The organism is Brevibacillus sp. FSL L8-0520 (assembly GCF_037963895.1).
In the GTDB taxonomy this organism is placed as follows: domain Bacteria; phylum Bacillota; class Bacilli; order Brevibacillales; family Brevibacillaceae; genus Brevibacillus; species Brevibacillus borstelensis.
The window spans coordinates 1,236,151-1,259,106 of the sequence record NZ_CP150171.1 but is presented as its reverse complement, the minus strand read 5'-3'; the positions used below and the strand labels follow the sequence as shown (position 1 = coordinate 1,259,106).

The 22,956-nt window shown below is 50.2% G+C and carries 16 protein-coding genes and 1 pseudogene; 4 read left to right on the top strand and 13 right to left on the bottom strand.

Translation table 11 applies throughout. The features are described 5' to 3' along the window. Window positions 1-34: 34 nt before the first annotated feature. Window positions 35-1,399: a putrescine aminotransferase gene (locus NSQ24_RS06510; RefSeq protein ID WP_327926048.1), complete on the bottom strand. Its 1,365-nt coding sequence runs from the start codon at window positions 1,397-1,399 to the stop codon at window positions 35-37. Window positions 1,400-1,705: 306 nt separating this feature from the next. Between NSQ24_RS06510 and NSQ24_RS06505 the strand changes: the two genes are divergently transcribed. After that, window positions 1,706-2,140, top strand: a complete 435-nt coding sequence (locus NSQ24_RS06505) for a DNA starvation/stationary phase protection protein (RefSeq protein ID WP_003388203.1) — start codon at window positions 1,706-1,708, stop codon at window positions 2,138-2,140. Between the two features lie 109 nt (window positions 2,141-2,249). Here the strand turns inward: NSQ24_RS06505 and NSQ24_RS06500 are convergent, their stop codons facing one another. Continuing rightward, a complete protein-coding gene (locus NSQ24_RS06500) occupies window positions 2,250-2,930 on the bottom strand; it encodes a hypothetical protein (RefSeq protein WP_243014821.1) in 681 nt (226 codons plus the stop codon). On the opposite strand from NSQ24_RS06500, the gene NSQ24_RS06495 reads away from it, so the two are divergent. Beyond that, window positions 2,919-3,692: a sulfite exporter TauE/SafE family protein gene (locus NSQ24_RS06495; protein WP_003388205.1), complete on the top strand. Its 774-nt coding sequence runs from the start codon at window positions 2,919-2,921 to the stop codon at window positions 3,690-3,692. The two genes, NSQ24_RS06500 and NSQ24_RS06495, sit on opposite strands and share 12 nt — an antisense overlap. A 54-nt stretch (window positions 3,693-3,746) precedes the next feature. Here NSQ24_RS06495 and NSQ24_RS06490 read toward each other — a convergent pair whose 3' ends face one another. Then, window positions 3,747-5,687: an ABC-F family ATP-binding cassette domain-containing protein gene (locus NSQ24_RS06490; RefSeq protein WP_339167463.1), complete on the bottom strand. Its 1,941-nt coding sequence runs from the start codon at window positions 5,685-5,687 to the stop codon at window positions 3,747-3,749. A 280-nt stretch (window positions 5,688-5,967) separates the two neighbouring features. Beyond that, window positions 5,968-6,999, bottom strand: a complete 1,032-nt coding sequence (locus NSQ24_RS06485) for a LacI family DNA-binding transcriptional regulator (RefSeq protein ID WP_122958367.1) — start codon at window positions 6,997-6,999, stop codon at window positions 5,968-5,970. A 325-nt stretch (window positions 7,000-7,324) separates the two neighbouring features. Here NSQ24_RS06485 and NSQ24_RS06480 point away from each other — a divergent pair, with 325 nt between their 5' ends. Continuing rightward, window positions 7,325-8,377, top strand: a complete 1,053-nt coding sequence (locus tag NSQ24_RS06480; protein WP_024983531.1) for a 2,3-butanediol dehydrogenase — start codon at window positions 7,325-7,327, stop codon at window positions 8,375-8,377. 420 nt (window positions 8,378-8,797) lie between these two features. Here the strand turns inward: NSQ24_RS06480 and NSQ24_RS06475 are convergent. From NSQ24_RS06475 to NSQ24_RS06440, 8 genes and pseudogenes are all read right to left on the bottom strand, one after another. Beyond that, window positions 8,798-9,208: pseudogene (locus NSQ24_RS06475) on the bottom strand (chromosome condensation regulator); the annotation flags it as partial. Between the two features lie 789 nt (window positions 9,209-9,997). Continuing rightward, complete coding sequence (locus NSQ24_RS06470; protein WP_251247396.1) at window positions 9,998-11,212, bottom strand: IS256 family transposase; 1,215 nt, start codon at window positions 11,210-11,212, stop codon at window positions 9,998-10,000. A gap of 179 nt (window positions 11,213-11,391) precedes the next feature. Then, window positions 11,392-11,850, bottom strand: a complete 459-nt coding sequence (locus NSQ24_RS06465) for a hypothetical protein (protein ID WP_243014611.1) — start codon at window positions 11,848-11,850, stop codon at window positions 11,392-11,394. Window positions 11,851-12,002: 152 nt separating this feature from the next. Continuing rightward, entirely contained in the window at window positions 12,003-12,503 is a 501-nt protein-coding gene (locus NSQ24_RS06460; RefSeq protein WP_172920234.1) for a hypothetical protein, read from the bottom strand. Between the two features lie 22 nt (window positions 12,504-12,525). Then, window positions 12,526-18,036 carry an RHS repeat-associated core domain-containing protein gene (locus NSQ24_RS06455; RefSeq protein ID WP_279041794.1) on the bottom strand — a complete coding sequence of 1,837 codons (5,511 nt, stop codon included), beginning with the start codon at window positions 18,034-18,036 and terminating at the stop codon, window positions 12,526-12,528. A gap of 22 nt (window positions 18,037-18,058) precedes the next feature. Beyond that, window positions 18,059-19,780 carry a hypothetical protein gene (locus NSQ24_RS06450; RefSeq protein WP_172920236.1) on the bottom strand — a complete coding sequence of 574 codons (1,722 nt, stop codon included), beginning with the start codon at window positions 19,778-19,780 and terminating at the stop codon, window positions 18,059-18,061. Between the two features lies 1 nt (window position 19,781). Beyond that, window positions 19,782-19,976 carry a BhlA/UviB family holin-like peptide gene (locus tag NSQ24_RS06445; protein ID WP_003392110.1) on the bottom strand — a complete coding sequence of 65 codons (195 nt, stop codon included), beginning with the start codon at window positions 19,974-19,976 and terminating at the stop codon, window positions 19,782-19,784. A gap of 87 nt (window positions 19,977-20,063) precedes the next feature. Continuing rightward, window positions 20,064-20,522 carry an ArpU family phage packaging/lysis transcriptional regulator gene (locus NSQ24_RS06440; RefSeq protein ID WP_024985526.1) on the bottom strand — a complete coding sequence of 153 codons (459 nt, stop codon included), beginning with the start codon at window positions 20,520-20,522 and terminating at the stop codon, window positions 20,064-20,066. Between the two features lie 185 nt (window positions 20,523-20,707). Between NSQ24_RS06440 and NSQ24_RS06435 the strand changes: the two genes are divergently transcribed. After that, complete coding sequence (locus tag NSQ24_RS06435) at window positions 20,708-21,157, top strand: helix-turn-helix transcriptional regulator (RefSeq protein ID WP_003392113.1); 450 nt, start codon at window positions 20,708-20,710, stop codon at window positions 21,155-21,157. Window positions 21,158-21,273: 116 nt separating this feature from the next. On the opposite strand, the gene NSQ24_RS06430 is transcribed toward NSQ24_RS06435, so the two are convergent. Further along, window positions 21,274-22,734, bottom strand: coding sequence for an IS1182 family transposase (locus NSQ24_RS06430; RefSeq protein WP_327927883.1), 1,461 nt, complete (start codon window positions 22,732-22,734; stop codon window positions 21,274-21,276). Between the last annotated feature and the right edge of the window lie 222 nt (window positions 22,735-22,956).

The following is a 22,956-nucleotide window of genomic DNA, read 5'->3' as shown; positions in this document are numbered from 1 at the left end:
GCATCCATAAACCGCTCCCTTCCTTTTTGCCAAACTACCGCGCCACTTTCATTTCTTTGGAAAGCTGGGCGATCCCCTCTTCAATGCAAGCCAACACGTAATCGATCTGTTCGTACGAAATGACTGCAGGCGGCTCGATGCGAATCACCGTCGCGTTGTTGATCGTACCGCCGACGAGGATTTTCTTGCCGAACAGCATTTTGGCCAGCGTATAGCCAAGGTTGTTGGTGGCGAACTCCATCCCGATCAACAGGCCCCGTCCGCGTACGTCGACCATGACCTCCGGGTACTGCTCCTTGATCTCGTTTAGGCGCAGCATGATGTAATCGCCCTTTTCCTTGGCCATCTGCGGGATGTTGTCGGCAAGAATCGTGTGAATGCCCGCGATAGCCCCCGCGCAGCAGAGCGGGTTGCCGCCGAAGGTGGAGGAGCCCAGCAGGAACGGATTTTCCTCCATTTTTCCCCACCATTTCTTCTTGGCGACCATGGCAGCGATCGGCATGACACCACCGCCGAAAGCTTTGCCCAGTGACATGATATCCGGTACGACATCCCAGTGATCGACGCCAAACAGAGTGCCGGTCCGCCCCATGCCGGTCTGCACCTCGTCAACGATCAACAGACACTCGTATTTGTCACAGATTTGGCGCAGCCGCGGCAGGTAGTCATCCGGCGGAATATTCACGCCGCCCTCTCCCTGGATCGGTTCGACGATCACGCCAGCCACCGTTTCGCCAGTAGCGATCAGCATGCGAATCGCCTGCTCTACCGCGTCCGCATCCCCGAACGGAACGTGCTGAAAACCGGGAACGAGCGGCATGTACGGCTCGCGGAATGTGGATTTCCCCGACGCCGAAAGGGAAAAGAGCGTCTTGCCGTGGAAGCCTCTTTCCGTTGAAATGAAGCATTTTTTCCCCGTGGCCAGCCTCGCCAGCTTCAGGGCCATTTCGTTTGCCTCGGTACCGCAGTTTACGAGGTAGGAGTGCTGCAAATCTCCTGGTGTAATGTACGCCACCAGCTTGGAAAGATAGCCCCGCAGCGGGTCCACCATCTCTTGGCTGTGCAGAGCGTAGCGCTTCAACTGGGCCTCTACCGCCTTGACCACTTTCGGGTGGCGGTGGCCGAGCAGGTATACACCGTAGCCTCCCAGGCAATCAATGTATTCATCCCCCATCGTGTCGCGGAAAATGGCTCCTTCATCTTCCCACTCCACGACCGAATAGTCGGTCGAAACAGACTTGCGGTGCGCAAGTATAGCCTTGGTCACATGGTTGGTAAAGTTCTCGACCGAATCGCTTACAATTTTCTTTTTCTGTTCGACTGTCAGTGTCTCGCTTTCGATGAATGAAAGAATTTCACTGGCAAGCTCAAGAGATTCTTCCCGTGATTTGCGTTCCATGCACCTCATCCTTTCCGGTTTGGTTTTTCACCTTGGAGAAGTTGCAAGAACAATGCCAGCCGAAACAGAGAGAAATGCCCCCGATCTCCCTTCTTTTCATACAGAAATGCACAGTGAAATGAGAAATCGGCTTCTCATATTCAAGAATGACGCGCAATCATTCGCTTGATGATTGGCTCAATCCTTTCTTCGTTTCCTGTTCTTGAGAACTTTCGTGCGGAAAGGAGAAAGGCGGTTGACAATACTGTTTTTTATATTATAATAGGTATCAGATAATAATTATTATAAATAAGGAGCGGATGAACAATGGAAAACCTGTATTCTGTACTAAATAAACAAGTAGCCAACTGGACGATCCTGCGCATGAAGCTGCAAAACTACCACTGGAATGTCAAAGGACCTGCATTCTTTACCCTGCACGACAAATTCGAAGAGCTGTACAACGAAGCTTCCGAACACATCGATACTCTCGCTGAGCGCATCCTGGCCCGTAACGGAAAACCCGTTGCCACATTGGGAGAGTGCATTCGAGACGCCAGCATCGAAGAAGCAAGCGACCGCGAGACTGCTGAAGAAATGGTTCAAACACTGATCGAGGATTTTACCACTGTAATCGATGAATTAAAAGACGGCATCAAGAAAGTGGAGGAACTCGGCGATGAGGGCACCGCAGACATGCTCCTGTCCATCCAGACCAGTCTCGAAAAGCATGTGTGGATGCTGAAAGCCTTCCAAGGCTAATCTTGCTGCAAGTGTGTTTTATTTCCTAATAGAGGAAGTTTATTTCCTGATAAAGGAAAAGAGGGCTTTTGTGCCGGAATGCACAACTGCCCTCTTTTTTGCTGCCCGTCTATGTCGCCAAAGAAAAAACAAGTTTTCTTCCGTCCTTTTGAACCTTGACCTGCGGCAAATGCTTGATCGTCTTGTGAATGCCAATGTACGGGCTGGCAAATTCGACTCCGCTCCGTCTTTTCAACTCATCACAGAGCTCATTCAACGTTAATGCCGACATCTCCCGCAAGATTGTTTCTACATGATTGGCTACAGTTTCATAGTCATGACGGGTATGCGTTTTTCGCCCTTTCAGCCGTTCCATCACTTCCACGTTCATGCCGACGGTTCCGTTCTCTGCTCCTTCCGCCAGCAGCGGTTCTTCATTGCCTTCCGCTTGGTCAAGCTCTCTTACTCGCGCCAAAATCTGCTTGATGTCAAGCCCGAGCTGTTTGTCTTGATCCACATATTGTCGGCGCAGCAAAGCCCGCTGTTCCAATAGCGACTCCAGAGTCATTTGCAAAGCCTTACGTTCCGTGAAATATTCCGCCATAGCCTTCCCCTTTTTCACAATTATTTTGATATCCTTAATAATAATAGAATTATATGTAGTTGAAAACGGGTGATTTGTCAAACAATCAAACAGTGAATTAGGCGCGGCGCTGCCCAATTTAGGCGCACGATATCCGGGCATCTGCTTATCCTGATGATAGGCATGCATACTAGAAATACAGAGGATGGTTGCTTGATGGATTTTCACTTGACAGTCGTCGGCCTCCTGGTGGGATTTCTGGTCGGCCTGACTGGTGTAGGGGGCGCCGCGCTATTGACCCCGATCCTGCTCCTGCTGGGGATACAGCCCGCTATCGCTGTCGGAACTGATCTGGTCTACAACTCCATCACCAAGATTTTCGGGACCTGGCAGCATTGGCGGCAAAAAACCGTTCACTTTCCCATCGTGCTCTACCTTGCGATCGGCAGCATCCCGAGCGGCATTATCGCCGTGAATTTGATGAACTGGGTGCACCAGCATGTCCAAGGGGCAGACCTCATCCTGAAAAAAATACTCGGCTTTGTCCTCATCCTGATCCCCCTGGCCATCCTGGCCAAAAGCTGGCTCAGCCGCAAAAGTCCTTCGTGGAATAAATGGCAAAGCATGAGCACGCGCGAAAAGCGTACCCCGCTCATCATCATCGGCGCTTTTCTCGGCTTTCTGGTCGGCTTGACGTCCATCGGCAGCGGCTCGCTCTTTGCCATCGCACTCATGTATTTCTTTCAGCTCTCCGGCAAAGAAGTAGTCGGCACCGACATCGCCCATGCCTTTTTGCTGACCACGGCCGCTGGTCTGGCGCACATGAGCTTCGGCACTGTTCATTTGGCAACTGTCTTTTGGCTCCTGCTCGGCTCGGTGCCCGGCGTCTTGCTGGGAAGCCGCTTGTCCTGCAAGGTCCCCACCGTTTTCCTGCGCTATGCGATCTCGGTTCTCATCATCATCAGCGGAATCAAAATTATCCAAATATGACAAAAACCCTTCCCATACTGCAATCGGGAAGGGTTTCTTTTCTGTTATCGGCAGTTATTTCCCTTGTTCCAGCTCTTCGATCAAGGCGGACAGTTCGGCCCAGCGCTCGATCGCAGCCTCCAGGTCTGCCGCAACCTGCTGCTCTTCCGCGTACAGCTTCTCCACTTTGCCGTAATCGCTGCCTGCCGAGGCAATCTCCTGCTTGAGCTGCACGCTTCTCGCCTCCAGCGCGGCGATCTTGTCCTCGATTGTCTCCCATTCCTTCTGGTCCTTGTAGGAGAGCTTGCGCGTGCGGTTGTTTCCGCGTCCGGAGGCGCTTTTCTCGTCGGCTGCAGCCGCTTTGGCTTCCGCCTGCGCCTTCCCGGCTTTTCGCTTGTCCGCAGCTTCCTGCTCCAGCTCTCTGCGCCGGACCTCGAGGTACTCCGAGTAGTTTCCGGTAAACTGGCGTATCCGCCCCTCGCCTTCAAACGCAAACAGATGGTCCACGGTCCGGTCGAGGAAATATCGGTCGTGGGACACGGTAATGACAGCCCCCGGGAACTGCTCCAAATAGTCTTCCAAAATGCTCAGCGTCTGGATGTCCAGATCGTTCGTCGGCTCGTCCAAAAAGAGAACGTTGGGCTCTCCCATCAGCGTGCGGAGCAGATAGAGGCGGCGCTTTTCCCCGCCGGACAGGCGAGAGATCGGCGTCCACTGCAAATGCGGCGGAAACAGAAAGCGCTCCAGCATTTGCGAAGCGGTAATCACTTCCCCGTCACTCGTGTGCACGACCTCCGCCGCTTCCTTGATGTACTCGATCACCCGCAGCTTCTCATCCATCTCTACGTTTTCCTGCGTGTAATAGGCCAGCTTCACGGTCTGGCCCGTTTCCACCGTTCCGGCATCAGGGGCAAGCCGGCCGGCCAGAATGTTCAGCAGCGTCGATTTTCCGCTGCCGTTGGGACCGATGATCCCGACACGGTCTTGCGGCAGGACGATGTAGCTGAAATCGTCGATGAGCTGCCTAGGGCCGTAGCCTTTGCGAATGTGCTCAATCTCCAGCACCTTTTTCCCCAGGCGGCTCGCTCCCAACGCCATTTCCAGCTTGTCCGCCGGTCCGTCTACCTGTCTGTCCCGCAGCTCTTCCGCCCGCTGGACGCGAGCCTTCTGCTTGGTCGTGCGGGCCTTGGCCCCCCTGCGCAGCCAGGCCAGCTCCCGTCTGAGCAGATTCTGCCGTTTGCTCTCCGCAGCCGCTTCATTCTCTTCGCGTTCCGCCTTTTTTTCCAAGAAGGTCGCGTAATTGCCCTCGTAGCTGTAAAGCTTGCCGCGGTCAAGCTCAAAGATCCGGTTCGTGACGCGGTCCAGGAAGTAGCGGTCGTGGGTTACAAGCAAAAGGGCTCCCTGGTAGCGGGAAAGGTATTCCTCCAGCCACTCCACCGTTTCGTTGTCGATATGGTTCGTCGGCTCATCCAGGATGAGCAGGTCCGCCGGCTGGATCAGCGCGCGTGCCATCGCCACCCGCTTGCGCTGCCCGCCGGACAGCTCCTGGACCTGCTGGGAAAAATCGTGGATGCCGAGCTGCGTCAGGATCGTTTTTGCGAGCGTGCTCGCCTCCCATGCGTTCGCTGTATCCATCCGGCCTTGCAGGCTGAGCATCCGGGTCTGTTTCTGTTCATCGGCAGGATCTGCCTGCAGCTCCCCCAGCGCCTGCTCATATTCGCGCAGCAGCTGCATCAGCGGCGAGTCGCCGTAAAATACTTGTTCGAGGACGCTGGAGTTTTCCGCAAAGCTCGGGTTTTGCGGCAGGTACTCGACGCGGAAGTGATTGGCGTGGATTACTTTCCCGCTGTCTGCCGTGTCGAGTCCCGCGATTATTTTCAGGAGCGAGGATTTGCCTGTACCGTTAACGCCGATCAGGCCAATCCGCTGGCCTTCCGCGATGTGAAAGGAAATCCCGTCGAACAGGACCTTCTCGCCGTAGCCTTTGGAAAGGTTTTCTACTGATAAGATATGCATATTGTTCACCTGTGCTTTTAATAGGATAGGAGATGAATCGGTCCGAAATGGCTGCCTTCTGCATGTGCATGGCAGGCTGCCATCATTGCTTCGACCTGGCTTCGCCATGTTTTTAGCCTGCTTTTTGCAGGCGCGAATGCCATTCCATTGCGAAAAGCAAAACAGCTAAGCGCGTCAGGATGATGCTACTTGCAAATCGTAACACGTTTTTCGCCGTTGTCCCAGAGACATGCCTGCTCATGCGAAGGCAGTACAGTACAGTACAGCCCCGCCGCTTCGTTTACGAGATCGAAGGAGACTGGCGAATGACAGCCACGCTCGACTCCCTCACGATCAGCCGAGGCTCGAACTGCACGCGTTCATATTCCCCGGCCCCGTTGTCGCGAATCCGCTTCAGCAAAAGCTCGGTTGCCAGGCGAGCCACTTCGCCCCCCATGATCGACACCGAGCTGATTTGCGGGCTTGTGACCGTCGTCCACAGGTTGTTGTCGATGCCCACGACCGCCACATCCTCCGGGACGCGAACTCCCAGCTCCTTGAACCGGTTCACGATCCCGATCGCCACCATGTCGTTTACCGCATAGATCGCATCCGGCATATGTTTCAGGCTGTAAAAGTAATCAGCCGCACGCACGCCTGTTTCAAACGAGAAGTCCTCGCCGAAATAGACGAGGGAAGGATCGACCTGCGGCAAAGACTGTTCATAGGCAAAGTAACGCTCCTCGATTTTGTTCTTGGGAGCACCCGCGTAAGCGATCCGGGTCCGCCCGATTTTGATCAGATGCTCCATGACCAGGCGGCCTTCCTGACTGGCCAGACCGACAACATCCGCTTTCACATTGTCGTCGAGCTTTTTTCCGTAGTTGATGATCGAGACAGGTACGGTTGTTTTATTGATCAAGTCGACCAGCGTTTTGGGATAAGCCAGCGGCATGATAATCAGCCCGTCCACATGCAGCTTTTTCACCTCGCGCACGATCTCCAGCTCGGCCCGGGCGTTCCCGGAGGTATTGATCTGCACGACACGGTAACCGTGCTGCTTGGCAGTCTGCTCCACAGACCAGGCGATATCAGGAATGATTGCATTGCGGATATCCGGCACGGCCAAAGCAATTTGATTCGTTTGCCGCACCTTCAGGCTTTGCGCTGACGTATTCGGAATAAAGCCCATTTCTTCGATTATTTGCAGGATCAGCGCCTTTGTTTTCGGGCTGATCCCGCCGCTATTGTTAATGGCCCGGGATACGGTGGCAATCCCTACCCCTGCCTTCTTTGCTACATCTTCAATCGTTACTTTTTTCTTTGTGGCCAAGAGAGATGTCCCTTCCTTATTGGAATCGTTTTCTGCGATACGAACCAACGTCAGTCGCCTCGTTCTATTATATCATAGGAGGCGATGCTATGACGGGAGGCGGGCTGCACACCGGGGCCTCGGACCCTGCTGCCGCAAAAAAGATCGACGCACGCAAAAGCATCCGTGATCAAGCTTTTCAGGAAGGTATTTTATTCCAACACTTTCATTCAAAAAGCACTTTGACAATGTATCAAACTTATGACATATTAATTTTCGGAAACGTTTCCTATTTTTCTTGCTGGACTCTATTTTTATGATCCGAACTGACAAGGAGATGGAAGATATGAAAGCGTTGCGCTGGCATGGCGTAAAAGACTTGCGTTTGGAAACGATTACGGAACCTCAAGCGCTCAAAGGGAAAGTCAAAATCAGAGTGGAATGGTGCGGCATTTGCGGAAGCGACCTGCACGAATATGTGGCAGGCCCGATTTTCATCCCGGAAGGCACCGCCCACCCGCTGACAAACGAAAAAGCCCCTATTGTAATGGGACATGAATTTTCCGGACAAGTCGTAGAGGTCGGAGAAGGTGTCACCTCCATCAAAGCAGGCGACCGCGTCGTCGTCGAGCCCGTCTTCGCGTGCGGGACATGCCCGGCGTGCAAGCAAGGCAAATACAACCTTTGCGACAAAATGGGCTTCCTCGGCCTCGCCGGCGGTGGCGGCGGGTTTTCGGAATACGTAGCCGTCGATGAGCACATGGTCCATAAAATTCCCGACAGCGTCTCTTATGAGCAAGGCGCTCTGGTCGAACCGTCCGCTGTCGCGCTTTACGCTGTCCGCTCCAGCCAGTTGAAGGTCGGAGACAAGGCTGTCGTGTTCGGTACCGGACCGATCGGCTTGCTCGTCATCGAAGCACTGAAGGCTTCCGGGGCCTCGGACATTTACGCCGTCGAGCTGTCGCCGGAACGCAAGCTCAAAGCAGCAGAGCTGGGCGCGATCGTCCTCGATCCGAAAGAGTGCGATGTCGTCCAAGAAATTCACAAACGGACAGGCGGCGGAGCCGACGTCGCCTTCGAGGTGACCGGCGTTCCTCCTGTTCTCACCCAGGCGATCGAGTCGACCAAAATCGGCGGACAGATCATGATTGTCAGCATTTTCGAAAGAGAAGCGCCTATCAAACCGAACCACATCGTCATGAAGGAGCGGACCATGACAGGCATCATCGGGTACCGCGATGTATTCCCGGCCGTCATCAGCTTGATGGAAAAAGGGTTCTTCCCTGCCGAGAAGCTGGTTACCCAGCGAATCAAGCTGGATGATGTCGTGGAGCAAGGCTTTGAGGCTTTGTTGAAAGAGAAAAATCAGGTGAAGATTCTGGTGAGTCCTAGGTTGTAGGTGCAGGTGTTTTCGGGAAAGGTGCCCTTGGGTCGGACTCAGGGGCACTTTATCCTGCTACATAGAAGCTTGTTAGCAAAAAAGGAGTTTCTTGATGTATGACGACCAGCAGAAGAAATTTTACAATTGAGGAAAAATGTTGAACCGTATTGAAAATTCCGAAAGAAGAAAATCCAATGAAGGTCGGCTGGATGTATCTGTACGCCGTTATGGACTGGCATTCCCCCTATATCATCGATTGCAGCTATACCAGAGTCTGGGTTGGTTTCGTTGGGAGACCGTGAAACGGGCCTTATCGAGACGCAAGGCCGAAATTATCCGCAGTGATCAAAAACCATACCCGGTTGTTGTGTATAACCGAGATGCAATTCTGCAATCCACCAGACAATATGTAAAAGAAAACTAATTGCCGGGCAGTCGGATGTCACGCCAACCGCTTACATCACATTGACCGTATTCATTACTACCCACAGCAACTACCGTGCCATCCGTTTTAAGACCGATTGTATGAGCGCAACCCGCCGCTACCGCCACAATATCGCGCCAGCCGCTTACATTGCATTGGCCATGCTCATTTCACCCCACAGCCGCCACCGTGCCGTCCGCTTTCAGCCCGATTGTATGAGCATTGCCCGTATGAGCATTACCCGCCGCAACCGCCACCATGTCGCACCAGCCGCTTACATCGCATTGGCCATATCTATTATCACCCACAGCCGTCACCGTGCCGTCCGCTTTAAGGACGACGGTATGACGATAACCCGCCGCTATGGTATCTTTAGGCAACCGTTTCACCTTTAACGCCGCTTCTTTCGGTAAAATTTTATCCATGTTTTACCTCCTTGAAAACAAGAGCTATAAACGGCTCTACTTCGAGCGGATGCCGTGAAATTCGGCTTCTCGGCGATCCACGCCTCCACCGCGGGCATTGCATCTCCTCCTTTCCTTGATCATAGCGATTCGGACACGGGCTTTCAACACACTAGCGATTTTGCATGGAGGTATTTCAATGGGGGAGATCTCTATTTCAACACGGTGCTACGAGTACCCAAAAGAAAAGCTTTCTCTGTGCTTACTCTTTGGCTACGTCCTCCATATGTGGACATTAACAAAGTGGTAGTATATGTGATATGCCATTAATTCCGCTTCATTTTATCAACAACTGATCAATTTCAATTAGGGGTAACAAAAAAGAGCGATGTGCAATACTTCACACCTAATATTTAAAAAACTGTCTTCACCTCTTGTAGCACTTTTCTTTTTTTCGCGAGGTCAAATAAAGAAAACCCCAGACGAGCGCGGATTACTCGTTTGGGGTAATAATCAATTAATTTCCCCTTTCCCTGTTTGGATCCGAAGAAATAAGGGACTAACTCCTCATAGACTGTTTTTTAGAACTACACAAATGCCCTAACATCTACATTCTCATCCCATTTTTAAAGGGAGACCTTTAAATAATTCGGGTCTGTCAAACTCAATCAACCAATATATGAAAAGGTTTCATCCCCCTAATTGGGCCATTTTTCGAAACCAATAGAGTCAAGGGCGAAAGGCGAAGCGAACCCTTGACGCGTTGGTGGAGAGAAAGATAATCCCTTCGGGGATGAAGCCTTTCATTTGTTAACGGATGTACGGCTGTACCCGATCTTCAAAGAAAACGGATAGCTGTAAGAGAATCTGGCCCCAGTTCTGAACTCGTCCCGTCCACTTTCGTAGAACATCCATGGTTACGAGATATAACATCTTCAAAAGGGCATCATCTGTGGGAAACATGGCTTTTCCTTTTGTCACCTTTCGAAGCTGTCGATGATAACTCTCGATCACGTTAGTTGTATAAATCAGCTTTCGAATCTCTGGAGGATATTTAAAGAAAGTGGCAATCTCGTCCCAGTTATTCCGCCAGGAACGAACCATCAAGGGATATCTACTGCCCCAGGTTTGTTCAAACTGATCGAGTTCTTCCAACGCGGCTTGCTCCGTTGGAGCCTTGTAGATAGGTTTTAGCTCGGACGTGATCTTTTTGAGATCCTTATAGGAAACATACTTGATGGAATTTCGGATTTGATGGATAACACATTTCTGAATCTCCGTCTTCGGATAACATGCAGAGATGGCTTCTGTAAAGCCACGAAGATTATCGACGCTTGTAATGAGAATATCCTGGACTCCACGATTTTTCAGTTCGTTGAGGACATGCAGCCAGAATTTTGCCGATTCATTCTCCCCAATCCAGATCCCAAGCACATCTTTATGACCGTCAAGGTCAATACCAATGACCATATAGGCGGCTTTATTGACGATAGCTCCGTCCTGTTTTACCTTAAAGTGAATGGCGTCAAGGAAAACAACAGCATAAACCGCTTGCAAGGGGCGATTTTGCCACTCTTTGATCATCGGTACAATCTTATTCGTTACATTTGATATGAGCGTTGGTGAGACTTCGATGCCATAGAGCTGCTGCAGATGGTCTTGGATATCGCGTGTGGATACGCCTTTGGCATAGAGAGCAAGAATTTGATCTTCGATCCCTGTAACATTGGATTGATGTTTCTTTACAATGTTTGGTTCAAAATCACCCTCTCGATCTCGAGGGACTTGGATGTCGACATCCCCGTACTCAGAACGGACGGTTTTCTTGCTATACCCATTGCGACTGTTGGTTGTCCGCTTGTTTTTCATGTCATGCTTGGCGTATCCAAGAGAGGACTCGATTTCAGCTTCCAGCATTTCTTGGATTGTGTCTGCGAATAGATCCTTTAACGCTGACTGTACGTCGTCCACTGACTTCATGTTTTTCTCTTTGATCCACTGCTTGATCTGCTCTTTTGACATCATAAAAATCTCCCAACCTTTCTACTCCTAATTGTAGTTTAGAGGTTGAGAGTTTACACAAAATATTTTACAGACTCTATTTAAAGAAAGTGCCTCAATAACTTCTCCCCTTCGTAGGCGGCTACAAGGGCAAAAAAGAAACCCCAGACGAGTTTGGATTACTCGTTTGGGGTTAAAAGTTGTTATTTTGCTTTGTAGTTTAACTCAATTCCTATTTTAGATAATACTCCCGATTCCACTAAATCAAATACAAAACGAACACCTTTTTCCGAAATATAATTTTCTTGATATTCATCTGACATAATACTATCGAGAGTCCACTTTACACCTTTATCTACTAATATCTTCCTGATAAAGTCCGTCTTTAGCATTTGCCTCTCAGGTATATTTTCTATTACCATTCTATTTGGTAGATTTAACTCTTCTTCATTAAAAGTGATTACAACTGTCTCTAATTTATTCTCTCGGAGACGAAATTCTAAACATCCATAAATCATAAATGTTGGGTAGGATTTTCTCTCGAGAGTATAGATTTCTGGTTCGCCTAGTAATTCGATAATTTTTTCTTCTGATTCACTTCCCTTAAAAATCCTCTCTATTCCAATTGTAACTAACTCCCAAAAATCAATTGTTATTTTCATTTCATCTTCTCCAGCGCTTTTATTAAGATTTTAAATTCTGCTCCCTTCATCCGTATGGAGAGTCTAGTAACGCCGACTTTTACATAGAATCTTAAATAAACCGCAAAAATTCCCCAGACGAATATCAAAATTATTCGTCTGGGGTTCCAATACTAGTCTTCAATTCCGCTACCCTTTACAACAAAATGCGAGTTCAGTTCTCCAGGGACAAAGAATCTCCAGAACTCCTCCTCTGATGAACTATCAGGGAATAATTCTAACAAATATCGATCACTAAAATAAACTTTTATACCACCAAGATCATCAGCTTCAATTTTATCCACTAATATATTTAAAGCCTTGAATTTTATAATTCGCTCATCATACCGATTCATCCCCGGTTTATCCCATACAAATTCTTCATCCTTTCCCACCCATTCCTTGTTGGGTATATATATGTCTTTCGAAGCAACAATTATTTCATGTTCTTTTGTGATCCTCCATGAGCATTGAACATTTAGGGTATGCTCTCCCACTCTTTTTTCAATACCTCTTAGAGAGGTTATTTTTTTTGTTTTACCGAAACTAAACCACGTTAGGTTCCCCGATCTTCCTGCATTCTCAACCGGTAATCCAATCAAAACCTGTAATTTTTTCTCAATTATTTTTTTCATTTTACACCTTTCTTTCAAAAATTTAAAATCTCCCTGCTTTTATTTCTTTTGCAATTTCTTCAATAGTATGGAAATCATAATTTTGTCCTGAAATTTCATCGTGTAATTTTCTTTGTTGATCTTTATTTAATTTATATTTGGTGACAATGTCTCTTACCTGTTTATTTTGAGCTTGATTATTTCTAGGGGTACCTTTGTATTGCTTCCCTATATTTCCTCCTTTTTTTGCAAAACTTAAGACGATTCCTGATCCAGATCTAACATTTTTTGCAAAATCAAGACCTGCTATAAAATCAGGAAACCCCATTTCAATCTGTTCTTTCATATAGCCTGACAGTAGCTTGTACTTGAGTCTCTGCTGTGTAGAACTTTCTAGACTATAGTAATAATCATTGTCACCACTTACCCATCTAACATAGCTGTAATCATCTTTGTAAGTAGACCAATAATCCGCTGAACCATTTCCTGGTCCAGATACGCCAATATATCCTTTGATCTTACCATTATCCAAAATTGGTCGACCTACAAAGTCCCTGTCTTCACCTAAATATATACTGCTGTCTGAATTACAATCTCCTCCGTGAGCATTTTTACCATTTGCGGAAACACAGTAGTTACCGGTTGGGTCAATATTAACTAACGGATTATTATGCACATACGTATACCGATTCAGTGTGAGCGGATTATCCACTTGCCCTTTATACGTATCCTCCGAAATAAACCGCCCCACCGTCGGGTCGTAGTACCTCGCCCGCAGATAGTAGAACCCGGTCTCGCCATCCAAGATCTCCCCGCTATAGGTAAACGGGTTGGACATCCCCTCCGTTTTCGCCGTGAGATTCCCCCACGTATCATACTCGTAGCGGTTTAGTTCCTCGCCGTTCTCCCCAACGACCTTCACGACATCCCCGTGGCTGTTGTACAGATAGTAGCCGCGCTTGTTCGCCGCAACGTCCTTTCGGGAGAGCAGCTCATTCCCCCAAATATTCTGGGCTTTCAGCTGGCCGTTTTTGTCCAGCTCCTCGATGACTCTGCCGTTCAGGTAGACGTAACGGGTTTCGCTGCCATCTGCTGTCTTCGTCGCACGGAGGCCGTCCGGATAGTACGTATATTCCGCTTTGGCTCCCGTCTTTTCATTGGTGACGCCTCTCAGGCGGTTGCGCTCGTCAAAGGTGTAAGTGGCTGTGCTTGGCATCGCCGGCAGCGTGCCTTCAAAGGTCATTCGGCTTCCTCGGCCGTTATACGAATAACGATTCTCCCCCGCTGGCACATTTTCCTTCGTCAAGCGGTCCACTTTGTCGTACTCGTAGCGGTAGGTCGTGCCGTTTCGCTCAATGCTTGTCACGTTGCCAAAAGAGTAGTTGTTCTTCTCTTGCCATACAGACGTGCCGCTCTTGAAGTGCTTCAGCGTGTCGACCTGGCCGAACGAATCCCGCTTGCGTACCAGGCTCACGCCGTTTGGATAGGTCAGGGTGTAGGTGTCTCCCGCGTCGCTGAGCTGGTAGTCATAGCGGACAGTTTGAGAGGAACCATTCGATCCCGGAATCGTCACCTCTTTTACCCGCATCGCGTCATCGTAGACGTAGGAAACCGCTGTATTTCCAGGGTAGATCAACTGATCCATCTGGTCGTCGGCGTCCGTATGGCGAATCTGATAGAGTCTGCCAAACGCCGTGAAGCTGTTCATCCGCAGGAACGGATCATAGGTGTAGAACAACTCGCGATATAGCGGGCTGCTGGACTGGATGTTTGGTCCGTTGCTGTTGGTTTCTTTCTTTACCAAAGACGTATTCGGGTAATACTCTTTGGTTTCCCGGTTTTTCACCGTACCGGCCTTGTCTTTCGTCGTCAGCTCGGACAGCTCGTAAAACGGCGTGTACGCGTACTCGTGGCGGTTGCCCGCTTTGTCCGTGAACACCGATACTTTGCCGTTCGGGGTGTAGCCGAATGTCTCCGTCGCCCCGGATGGAACGTCCGTTTCGCTGATTTTCCAGGAAAGCGCATTGTAGTGGTACTTGGTCGTCAGGGTGTTGTTTTCCGTTACCTGCACGAGATTGCCATATGGGTCGTAGCCGTAGCGGTATTCGTTCTTTTCAGGGTCGAGCAAATAGACGAGCTTGTCGCTTGGATTGTAGCGGTATGACCAGGAGCGCGACGCTCCGCTCTGTTCCTGCTCTGTCTTGCGCGAGGGCTGTCCGAATGCGTTATAGCTATAGGCGGTGGTGCGTTTTTGCCCGCTTACCCACGCCTCATTCACTTCTTTTTCCAGCTGGCCGTGCCTGTCGTAAAACTGGATCGTTTCCAGGCCGTTTGGACCCAGGGTTTTGATCGTCTCTACCGGCAGATATTGGTTATTGAGCGAATCGACGAACGTGTTTGCCCGCAGGTAGATCGTCGTGCCGATGGGCTCCTGTTTTTGCCAAAGCGTGCCGTCTTTATTGTAGACATACGTGGTCGCCCGGTTGTCCATGGCGTAGGGGGCACTGGACAGCAAGCGCTCTCCATCCGGCGAATACGTGTTGTACTGCAGTGGACGGATTTGGCCGTTGGTCCCGATCTGTCCTTCGTATTCGACTTCGCCGCCCGGGGTAAAATGGGTGAACCTCTTCGTGCCGTCCGGCAGGGTCATTGTCACCTTGCGTTGGTCGTCGTCGTAGCTGTAGGTGATCGCGCGGGTTTCTCCTTTATTGGCAAACTGTTCACGCTTCAGCCGTCCGAGGAAGTCGTATTCGTAAGTGGCCTGGCTTTGATCCGGATAGGTTCGCTGTGTGACTCTGCCCAGCTCGTCGTAGGCGAAGCGGTACGTCAGCCTTGTTTTGACGCCGGGGGAAGTTTCGACTTGCATGTTGATTTCGGTTGGTTTCAGGTCGTACCGGTCGTAGGCTGGAAAATTTTGGACCATGTTTTTATTGTCCAAACCGATCGTCATATGCTGAATAGAGGATATCCGCTTGTTCTCGTAGGTGTAAAAACGTCCGATTGCCTCGGTTTTGATGTCGGCACCATCCGGGTACGAATCGAGGATCGATTCTCCCTCAAGCAGCTTGTCGCTGTTGTACGTAAACGATTCTTTGTGAAAATGCTTCGGGTTGTCTGCGGCGGTGCGGCTCATCTCCGAAAGCAGGCGCAAGTAATATGTTGTGGGCGGCAAATACGTCCAGCTGGTCGTATTTCCTTTCGGATCGACGAGCTTTACCAGATCGCCGTAACTGTTGTATCTGTATTCCGTCACCTGAGCGTAGTCGGCCAGTCTGTTTTTCACCTGTTCCAGATTCTTCGCTTCCGGCGCGAGCAGGTACTGATACACGTCGGCGTCTTTCGTCATGGAAGCGGGCCTTCCCAAAAATTCGTAGGAGTAGCTGGGCTTGGTTTCCCTGCCGCGATACATGTGGCTTACGTACGATACCGGGTGGTAGCTGTACTTGTTCCCGTCTGCGGTCAAGTTGAGGCGGCCTTCGATTCTGTCTGTGTCTGCACCCGTCCCGATATAGGTTTCGACCGAACGGAGCAAGAAGTTTTTATCCGAATTGACGGCAAACGTCTTTTCCTGGCTGGGCAAGCCATCCTGTTCGATCCGGGAGACTGCGACCGTTCCGTCTCGTATCGTCTGATTTTTCAATCGAACAGAGGTGTCTTTCTTCGTTTTCCAAATCTCTTTACTGGTCATTGGATAGTAGATCGTTTTCAAATACGTTTCTGTGGACGGACGGTCTGGGTGTGGTGTCTTGGCAAAACGGATATTTACCGAAGTGACCGGATGGTATGTGACATAGGTCAGCTTTTCCTCATCGTAATAATTCCGAACAACGCCTCGGTTCAGAAAATCAGTTGCGCTAGAGAAATAGGGGCTGTAGGCATAGGTCATGGTCAAGCCTTCCACCGGATACTTCACCTGATGGAGAAGCTCGTAATTGACGTACCCCCGCTCATTCCAGTCCATATCCAGATACTCGGAACTCTCTATACCTTTATAGTCCAGTGGAATCTCTTTATTCTGCGCGGAAAAATAGTAGTTGGGACGAAGGTTAAACTCAGCTTTCCCAAAGACTTCGGAATCAAGGTAAGAGTATTCGGCAATGACCTTGCTTCCCCCTCTGTTGACATCGTGCTCGATGACACGGTCTGGAGTCGTGCCTGTTCCCCATGCGTACTCGATATGCTTCAGCAGCTTGCTTTTGGAGGTATCGGCATACACCTTCAGGCTTTTTCTCGTTAACTCGATATACCGTCCGACGCTATCGGTAATCTGTATCGGATCATTGTTATACGGAATTTTGTAGACAATGGTATCGCCGTATGCATTCCTTTTGGTGATGACATCAACAGGGGAAGGATCGTAAACGCCCTCCCTGGTGAAGCTGTAGTGGTAGCCGTTGTAATCGACCCAAGCGATCGACTTGACGCCATTTGTTGGATTTTGGTCTTTGGAATAGAAATGCATCGACGCTCCTTTGTAGGGATAATTCACCCAATCTTCACCGGAGCGTGAGGAAGATTCAAGCACCGTGCCATCATCCAGGGTGAAAACATAACGAAATTTCCCGGATGTTCTTCCGCATACGTAAGGTGGATTATTCTTATCAACGTAGTTGCACGCGATTCCATCTTCGTACATTTCTTCAGCCATCGGGATGTTCAGTCTCCAACCGAGCGGCATGTTGTACTTTTCCCAATGATTGTTGTTATAACTGGTCTTGTTGCCGCGTGTGCTGTAGTAGAAACGCTGTTCAATGGAATCAAACTGCGAATAGGTCCTCTCCAGCCTCAGATCCATCCCGTGCTTGCCTTCGAGAACCAGGTCCGTCTCCGTGATAGTAGACGTTCGGTAGACATCATCTACCGGCGAATCAATCGAACGCTTGTATTGATAGGTCAGCCCTGTCGGATCGTACACGGCATCCGGCAGGTCGGAGCTGAGCAGCCCGGCGTTTGCCGCTTTCGTTGTCGATGTCTCGCTTTCTTGCTTTGAAACGGCCATTTTTTCTTTCGGCTGTTTCGGTTCGGCCTGCTTTGCCTGCACGCTTTTCCACTTGCTGTAGTGCTCTGCGATAACCGGAACTTCCTTTGCCAGCCGGTTGTACGCATCAGCCGGAAGCTTCGCGATCTTGGCCATCACATCCCGATCGGTCCAGCCGTACTTCTCTACCTTTTCATTGTGGGACAGCAGCCGGTCCACCTGGGGATAAAACCAGGCGGCTACCTGCAGGCTGGTGCGATCCAGCTCAGCCTTCATGCGGATGATCGCGTCGGCGGCAAACGGGTCCCACTCCATTGCCCTGATCTCCTCGTCCTTATAGGAAGGAATTTCTGCCGGTTCGAGCGTCGTTTCGGCTGTCTCCTGGGCAGCCTTGGTGAATTGCGCCAGCCATTCCTTTGTGCTCGGCAGCTTCGTTGCGTCAGGGGCTGCATTCGCCTTGCCGCTATGGAGCAGCCCGTTTTGCACCGCCCCCTGGGCCTGAACGACGCTTGGAATCAGCAAAGCCGCCGACAAAAGCAGCTTGAAGCCGATGCCGATTGACTTGTTTCGTCTCATAGTTTGCCTCCTTTTCGTTCTTCTAGCGAACGACTTTTCGTATCAAATTTCCGTTATTGTCGTAGTAGAAATCGACGAGGACTTTGCCGTCCTGCTTCATCTGGACAAGCAGCCCTTTTTCGTTGTACACGTACTCGACGCCGAGGTAGCGGACAGCGAGCCTGGCGTGAACTGCTTTCCCGTTCCAGCCTGACACGCTGAGGAAGTAGTTCTGTCCTCCGTTCAGAAGCAGGGTGACACTGGAAAAGGGCGGCTTCTTGCCGTCGTCATTGGTCGCCAGATGGCGGGTCCGCTCGTAGTCCTCGTAGACCGAGAGGATCGTATCGCTGGTGCCCTCCGCGGGATTTCCCAGAAAATAGTCGGTGTAAATCTCATAGGTACCCGTCGCGGGCGGGGTAAATTTTATGAGCTGATACTGCGAGGCAGCGACGTCCAGATCCCTGGGTGCCTGCAGGGTGACAGCAGGCGTGTCGGTAAACGCAAAGGAGAACGGATTCGTCGTCACATCCTCCAGAGCCCCGACAATCGCCTCCTTGTAGATAGTCACGGATGCTTCGCCGGAATCCTTGTTTTCATGCGAGAGCGCTTTTCCGCTGAAACGGATTGCCAGCTGTTTATCGTTCAGTCTGACCACCTGGGTCTCCAAGCCTTCCGGAAGGTTGTTGAAGCTGACCCGGCGCGAGGAGACAGTTGGAGCAAATACGCTTCCCTCCAGTGTGATGATCTGCTGCTCCGCCACGCTGCCGTCGTTGGCTTCGGTTTCGTGCAGAATCGGGACTTCTGCGGACACATTCGGCTTGGATGCAGCCGTCAGCCTGGCGTGGACCTGGCCGTCGTTTGCCGAAGGAGCCACGTACAGGTAATAGGTCAAGCCTTTGGTCAGATTGACGTCAAGCTCTGAAAAGACGGTATCTTCTGACGCATTGTCATTTCCGCCCAACAGTTTTTGCATAAGCTCATCCTCGAAAAGCAAAAGCAGCGTGTCGTTGGGCAATCCCGTCCCCGCATAAGGAGATGTGAAAAAGCGGAAATTTCCCGTCGCCGGAGCCGTAATCCGATAACCCGGCACCACGCCTTCCGGAACATCGATATCTACCGGCGTTCCCCATGCGAGCTCGGACGGGTTGCCGACTATGAGGTTGTATCGGTCCGTCGTGCTGAAGTGCTGATCCATGCTGAAGACGACAAAATAATACGTTGTCCCGGCTTTAGCCTCGAAGGCAACCTTCTCCGCCGCCCCCGGTTCGCGCCCGAGACTTGAGCCGACGTTTTTGCTGGTCCCTTCCATGACGATCAGGTCGTAGTTCTTGTCTTTCGGGACGGTAAGCTTGACCGTCAACATGCCGGAGTAGGTTCCGGAGTCATAGCGGTAATAATCGAAATCGGACTCTGTCGAAAGCAATGACAAGTAAGAATACCCGTTTTTTGCCGGGTAGGCTTCCGGATAGTCGTCATTCGGTTCAAACGTATCGCGGACCGCAGCCGCACCAGCTTGAGGCTGCCGTGCCGCACTAGCGCTTGTGTGTGACATCCTGTCCTTTTTTCTCTTGGAAATGTAATCAAGCGCTTGTTGCGTCCTTTCGGGGCTTTCCGGCTCAGGATTCGGATTGTAGCTCCTCTGAAACAATTCAATGATTTCATGCGCGTGGGCCGTCTGGCTAAAGCCGGGCATCGTCATGACCACCAGGATCAGGCACCCCCAAACAGCCAGACGCCTCCACTTTCCTATGCGTGTTGGTTTCACGTTACTCACCTACCTTTTCTTTGATATCGCGCAGCTCGCCGATAATCACGTCGTATTTTTCGCTGAACTTGTCCAGCAGGTCTTGCAAGCGGTTTTCCCGCTCCCGGTTGGCTCTCATCACATAAAACAAGAGCCAAACAAAAAGAGCCGCGAACGGCCCCTGCTGCAAGATCGACTCCAGATGCAATTCCTCCATCACTCATCCCTCCTTTCACACAATGTCACACTGCCATCGTAACAAGCAGAGGAAAAACATGTGTGCCGCATCCGTTTCGAAATCGTTTCACGCGGGACTCTCCTCTTCGTGATATACTTCCATGCCAAGCCCCCCGGCCAGCTTGCGAAACGCACTGCTGCGGGTCCGGTAGTACGATGAATGCGTCATATTCAGCATGATGTAGGCCTCTATATCCGTCCGGTCCTCGCCGTCAAACCAGCGCGTCCAGATCAGCTCCCGTTCCCGGGAAGACAGGCGATTGACCGCTGCGAGGATTCGCTCGACGTACTCCCGCCGCTCCTGTTCGATCGTCGCGTTGCGGACGGCTGCGTCCTCTGTGCTGCTGCGAAACTTGTTCGTGACCGTAGAGGGTGTTGAGTGCCAGCCCGCTGTCGTCCGTGCCTCGATCCCCGGATGAAATCCCATGCGAATAAAATCGCGCGCCAGATCGAGCGCTTTTTTCACTCTCCGCTGTGTAGCCGGCCAATTTACTTTTGCTGTAGAAAATGCAAACCATGTTTCCATCATCTCACTCCTCACTTACAGGATATTTGTACTTTTTCCACATTCATACAGGACAATCCGATCATAAAGTACAAGTATCTTGTTAGTCAATACATTTATCACAATTTTTTCATACACACTTCCCTAAATATCTCCAATCATGTACAATATAGTTGTACTCACTAACAGGAAGGACTGGTTCGTTCATGCTCTCCCAGCGCTTACGAACAGCCCGCAAGGCAAAAGGACTGACGCAGGAAGAACTGGCGGAAAAAGTCCAGACAACCAAAGGCACGATCAGCAACTACGAAAACAACCACAGTTCACCGCCAAATGAGATGCTGGCGCAGTTGGCAGACATCCTTCAGGTCTCCACAGACTGGCTGCTTGGCCGCGTGGACGATGAGCTTGCTTCCTCCTCTGCTGCCGCGGTGCAGAGCCACAACCGATCATTGGAGGATTTGCTGCAGGAAAAAATCGACGACCCGGATGACTATTATTTTCTCGACGGTTATCTGGAAGCGTCCGAAGAAGAGAAAAAAGAGATTCGCCGATACTGGTATGATTTGAAAAAACAGATGCGGGTTCATCAGGTGAAAGAATCCCGCACTCCATCCCTGTATGCGATTACGGAAAAAATAAAAAGAGAAAAATAAAAATAGCCCCTCTTAAGAGAGGCCTGCAAAATACCTCTTTTGAGGTTTGCGGATCGGGTAACCCACACTATTTTTTACAAAAAAGGACTTTAACGAAAAATGCAGCCCATTCTCCTTTAAGAGGCGGGCTGCATTTTTTCTGCCAATTTTATCATCCGTTTTACATTTACGACGAAAGTCGTAAGTATTGCCTGTATTCGCATACGAAAGAGACCACGGTACTTGGCCTTGGTCATCCCATGATACCTTTTTAATTCAGCATTTTTGTGCTCAATAATCGATCTGCGACGAATACGTTCTTTGAACGTATCGCTGTTTTCAAACTCGATTTGCGCCTTGTAGGTTTCCGCCACGATCCGGATGGAGTAGGTCTTGCTCTTCGCTCCTGGTTTGAAACAGCCTTCCCTAAGTGGGCATGTCTTACATTTCTCCGTATCGAAGTAGAAAACGAGAGAACGACTTTTGCCACTCTTGCTTCCTTGGACAGCCTTTCGGATACTATGTTGTCCTGCCGGACAAATAACAAAGTCTGCATCCTTGTTGTACTCAAAACCTTCTTGCCTTAGCCCTCCGTTATGTACGATTGGGTTTAGTGGGACGACGGGTTGAATCTTCTTGGCTTTCATCTCGTCCAAGTTATCTTTACCCGAATATGCGGTGTCAGCAATCACTTCTTGTACTTCTATTCCTACGTCAAGCGATTGGTTCAAAAGTTGTTTGAATTGTTTTCCGTCATCCGTACTTCCTCCGGTGACCTCCACAGCCGTAATGATTTCTTCTTCGGTCATGGCAATATGCTCTTTGTAGCCAAAAAAGGATTTCGTATTACTCTTCCATCCAAAGCGTGCATCTGGATCAATGGCCGACATAATACCTTTATTGGCGAGGAGACGTTCGTCTTCCACGATGGCCTTGGCGATCTTGACCTTCTCCGAGATGGAACCCTCATGATCGGGTAACAAAGTCTCGACAGTCTCTCCAAGTTCCGCCAAGTAGTGAAGCATGATCTTCTCAGCATCCTCTTGATCTTTCTTCAACTCCGGTAACCGTGGGAGTTTCTTTTCGAGTTTTGGATGCTTTTTCACCACAACACGGAATAAGCGCTTCGCCGCATCCCGCAGTACTTCAAGCGGCTTTTGTTTTTGTGAAGCTGCCAGTGTATGGGTGGAATCCATGATGATCGTCTTTGACTTCACAAGTCCTTTTTCGATGCACTGACGTACAACTGATTTAAGCACCTCATCCACGGCTCCGGCCCCTAACCGATGATTACGAAAGCGGGATAATTGAGAGGGGTCAGGAAGGGGATCTTCTGGATTTAAACCTAAAAACCACTTATAAGCGAGGTTTACCTGCGTTTCCTGAATGATGCGTTCATCCGAAAGATTGTAGAGAACTTGTAAAAACAATAGACGAAACAGGAGTTCGGGTTCGTTAGCAGGTCTTCCGTAATGCTCACAATAAGAGGAACGAACCAACTCATGAATGAATGTGAAATCTACGATTTCATTGATTTTACGTAAAGGGTGATCCGCGGGAATTAGTTTATATAATTCGGCATGGAAGGATGCCGTGATTTGTTTAGAGGGCTGTAGCAATGGTTCCAACTCTTTCGTTTTCTTTTCATTGTACAACAAACCCAGTGTCGAAGGGGCATTGGGTTTCAGCCTGTTGAAAACCTACTGTTTCGGAGGAGAAGCATGTTTCCAGGCGGAGCGACTGGCGGAGTCCAGCCAAGCGGAACAGCGAGCCCGGGGAAACAGAAGCGCAATCTATGAGTAAACCCCGGAGCTGCGCGC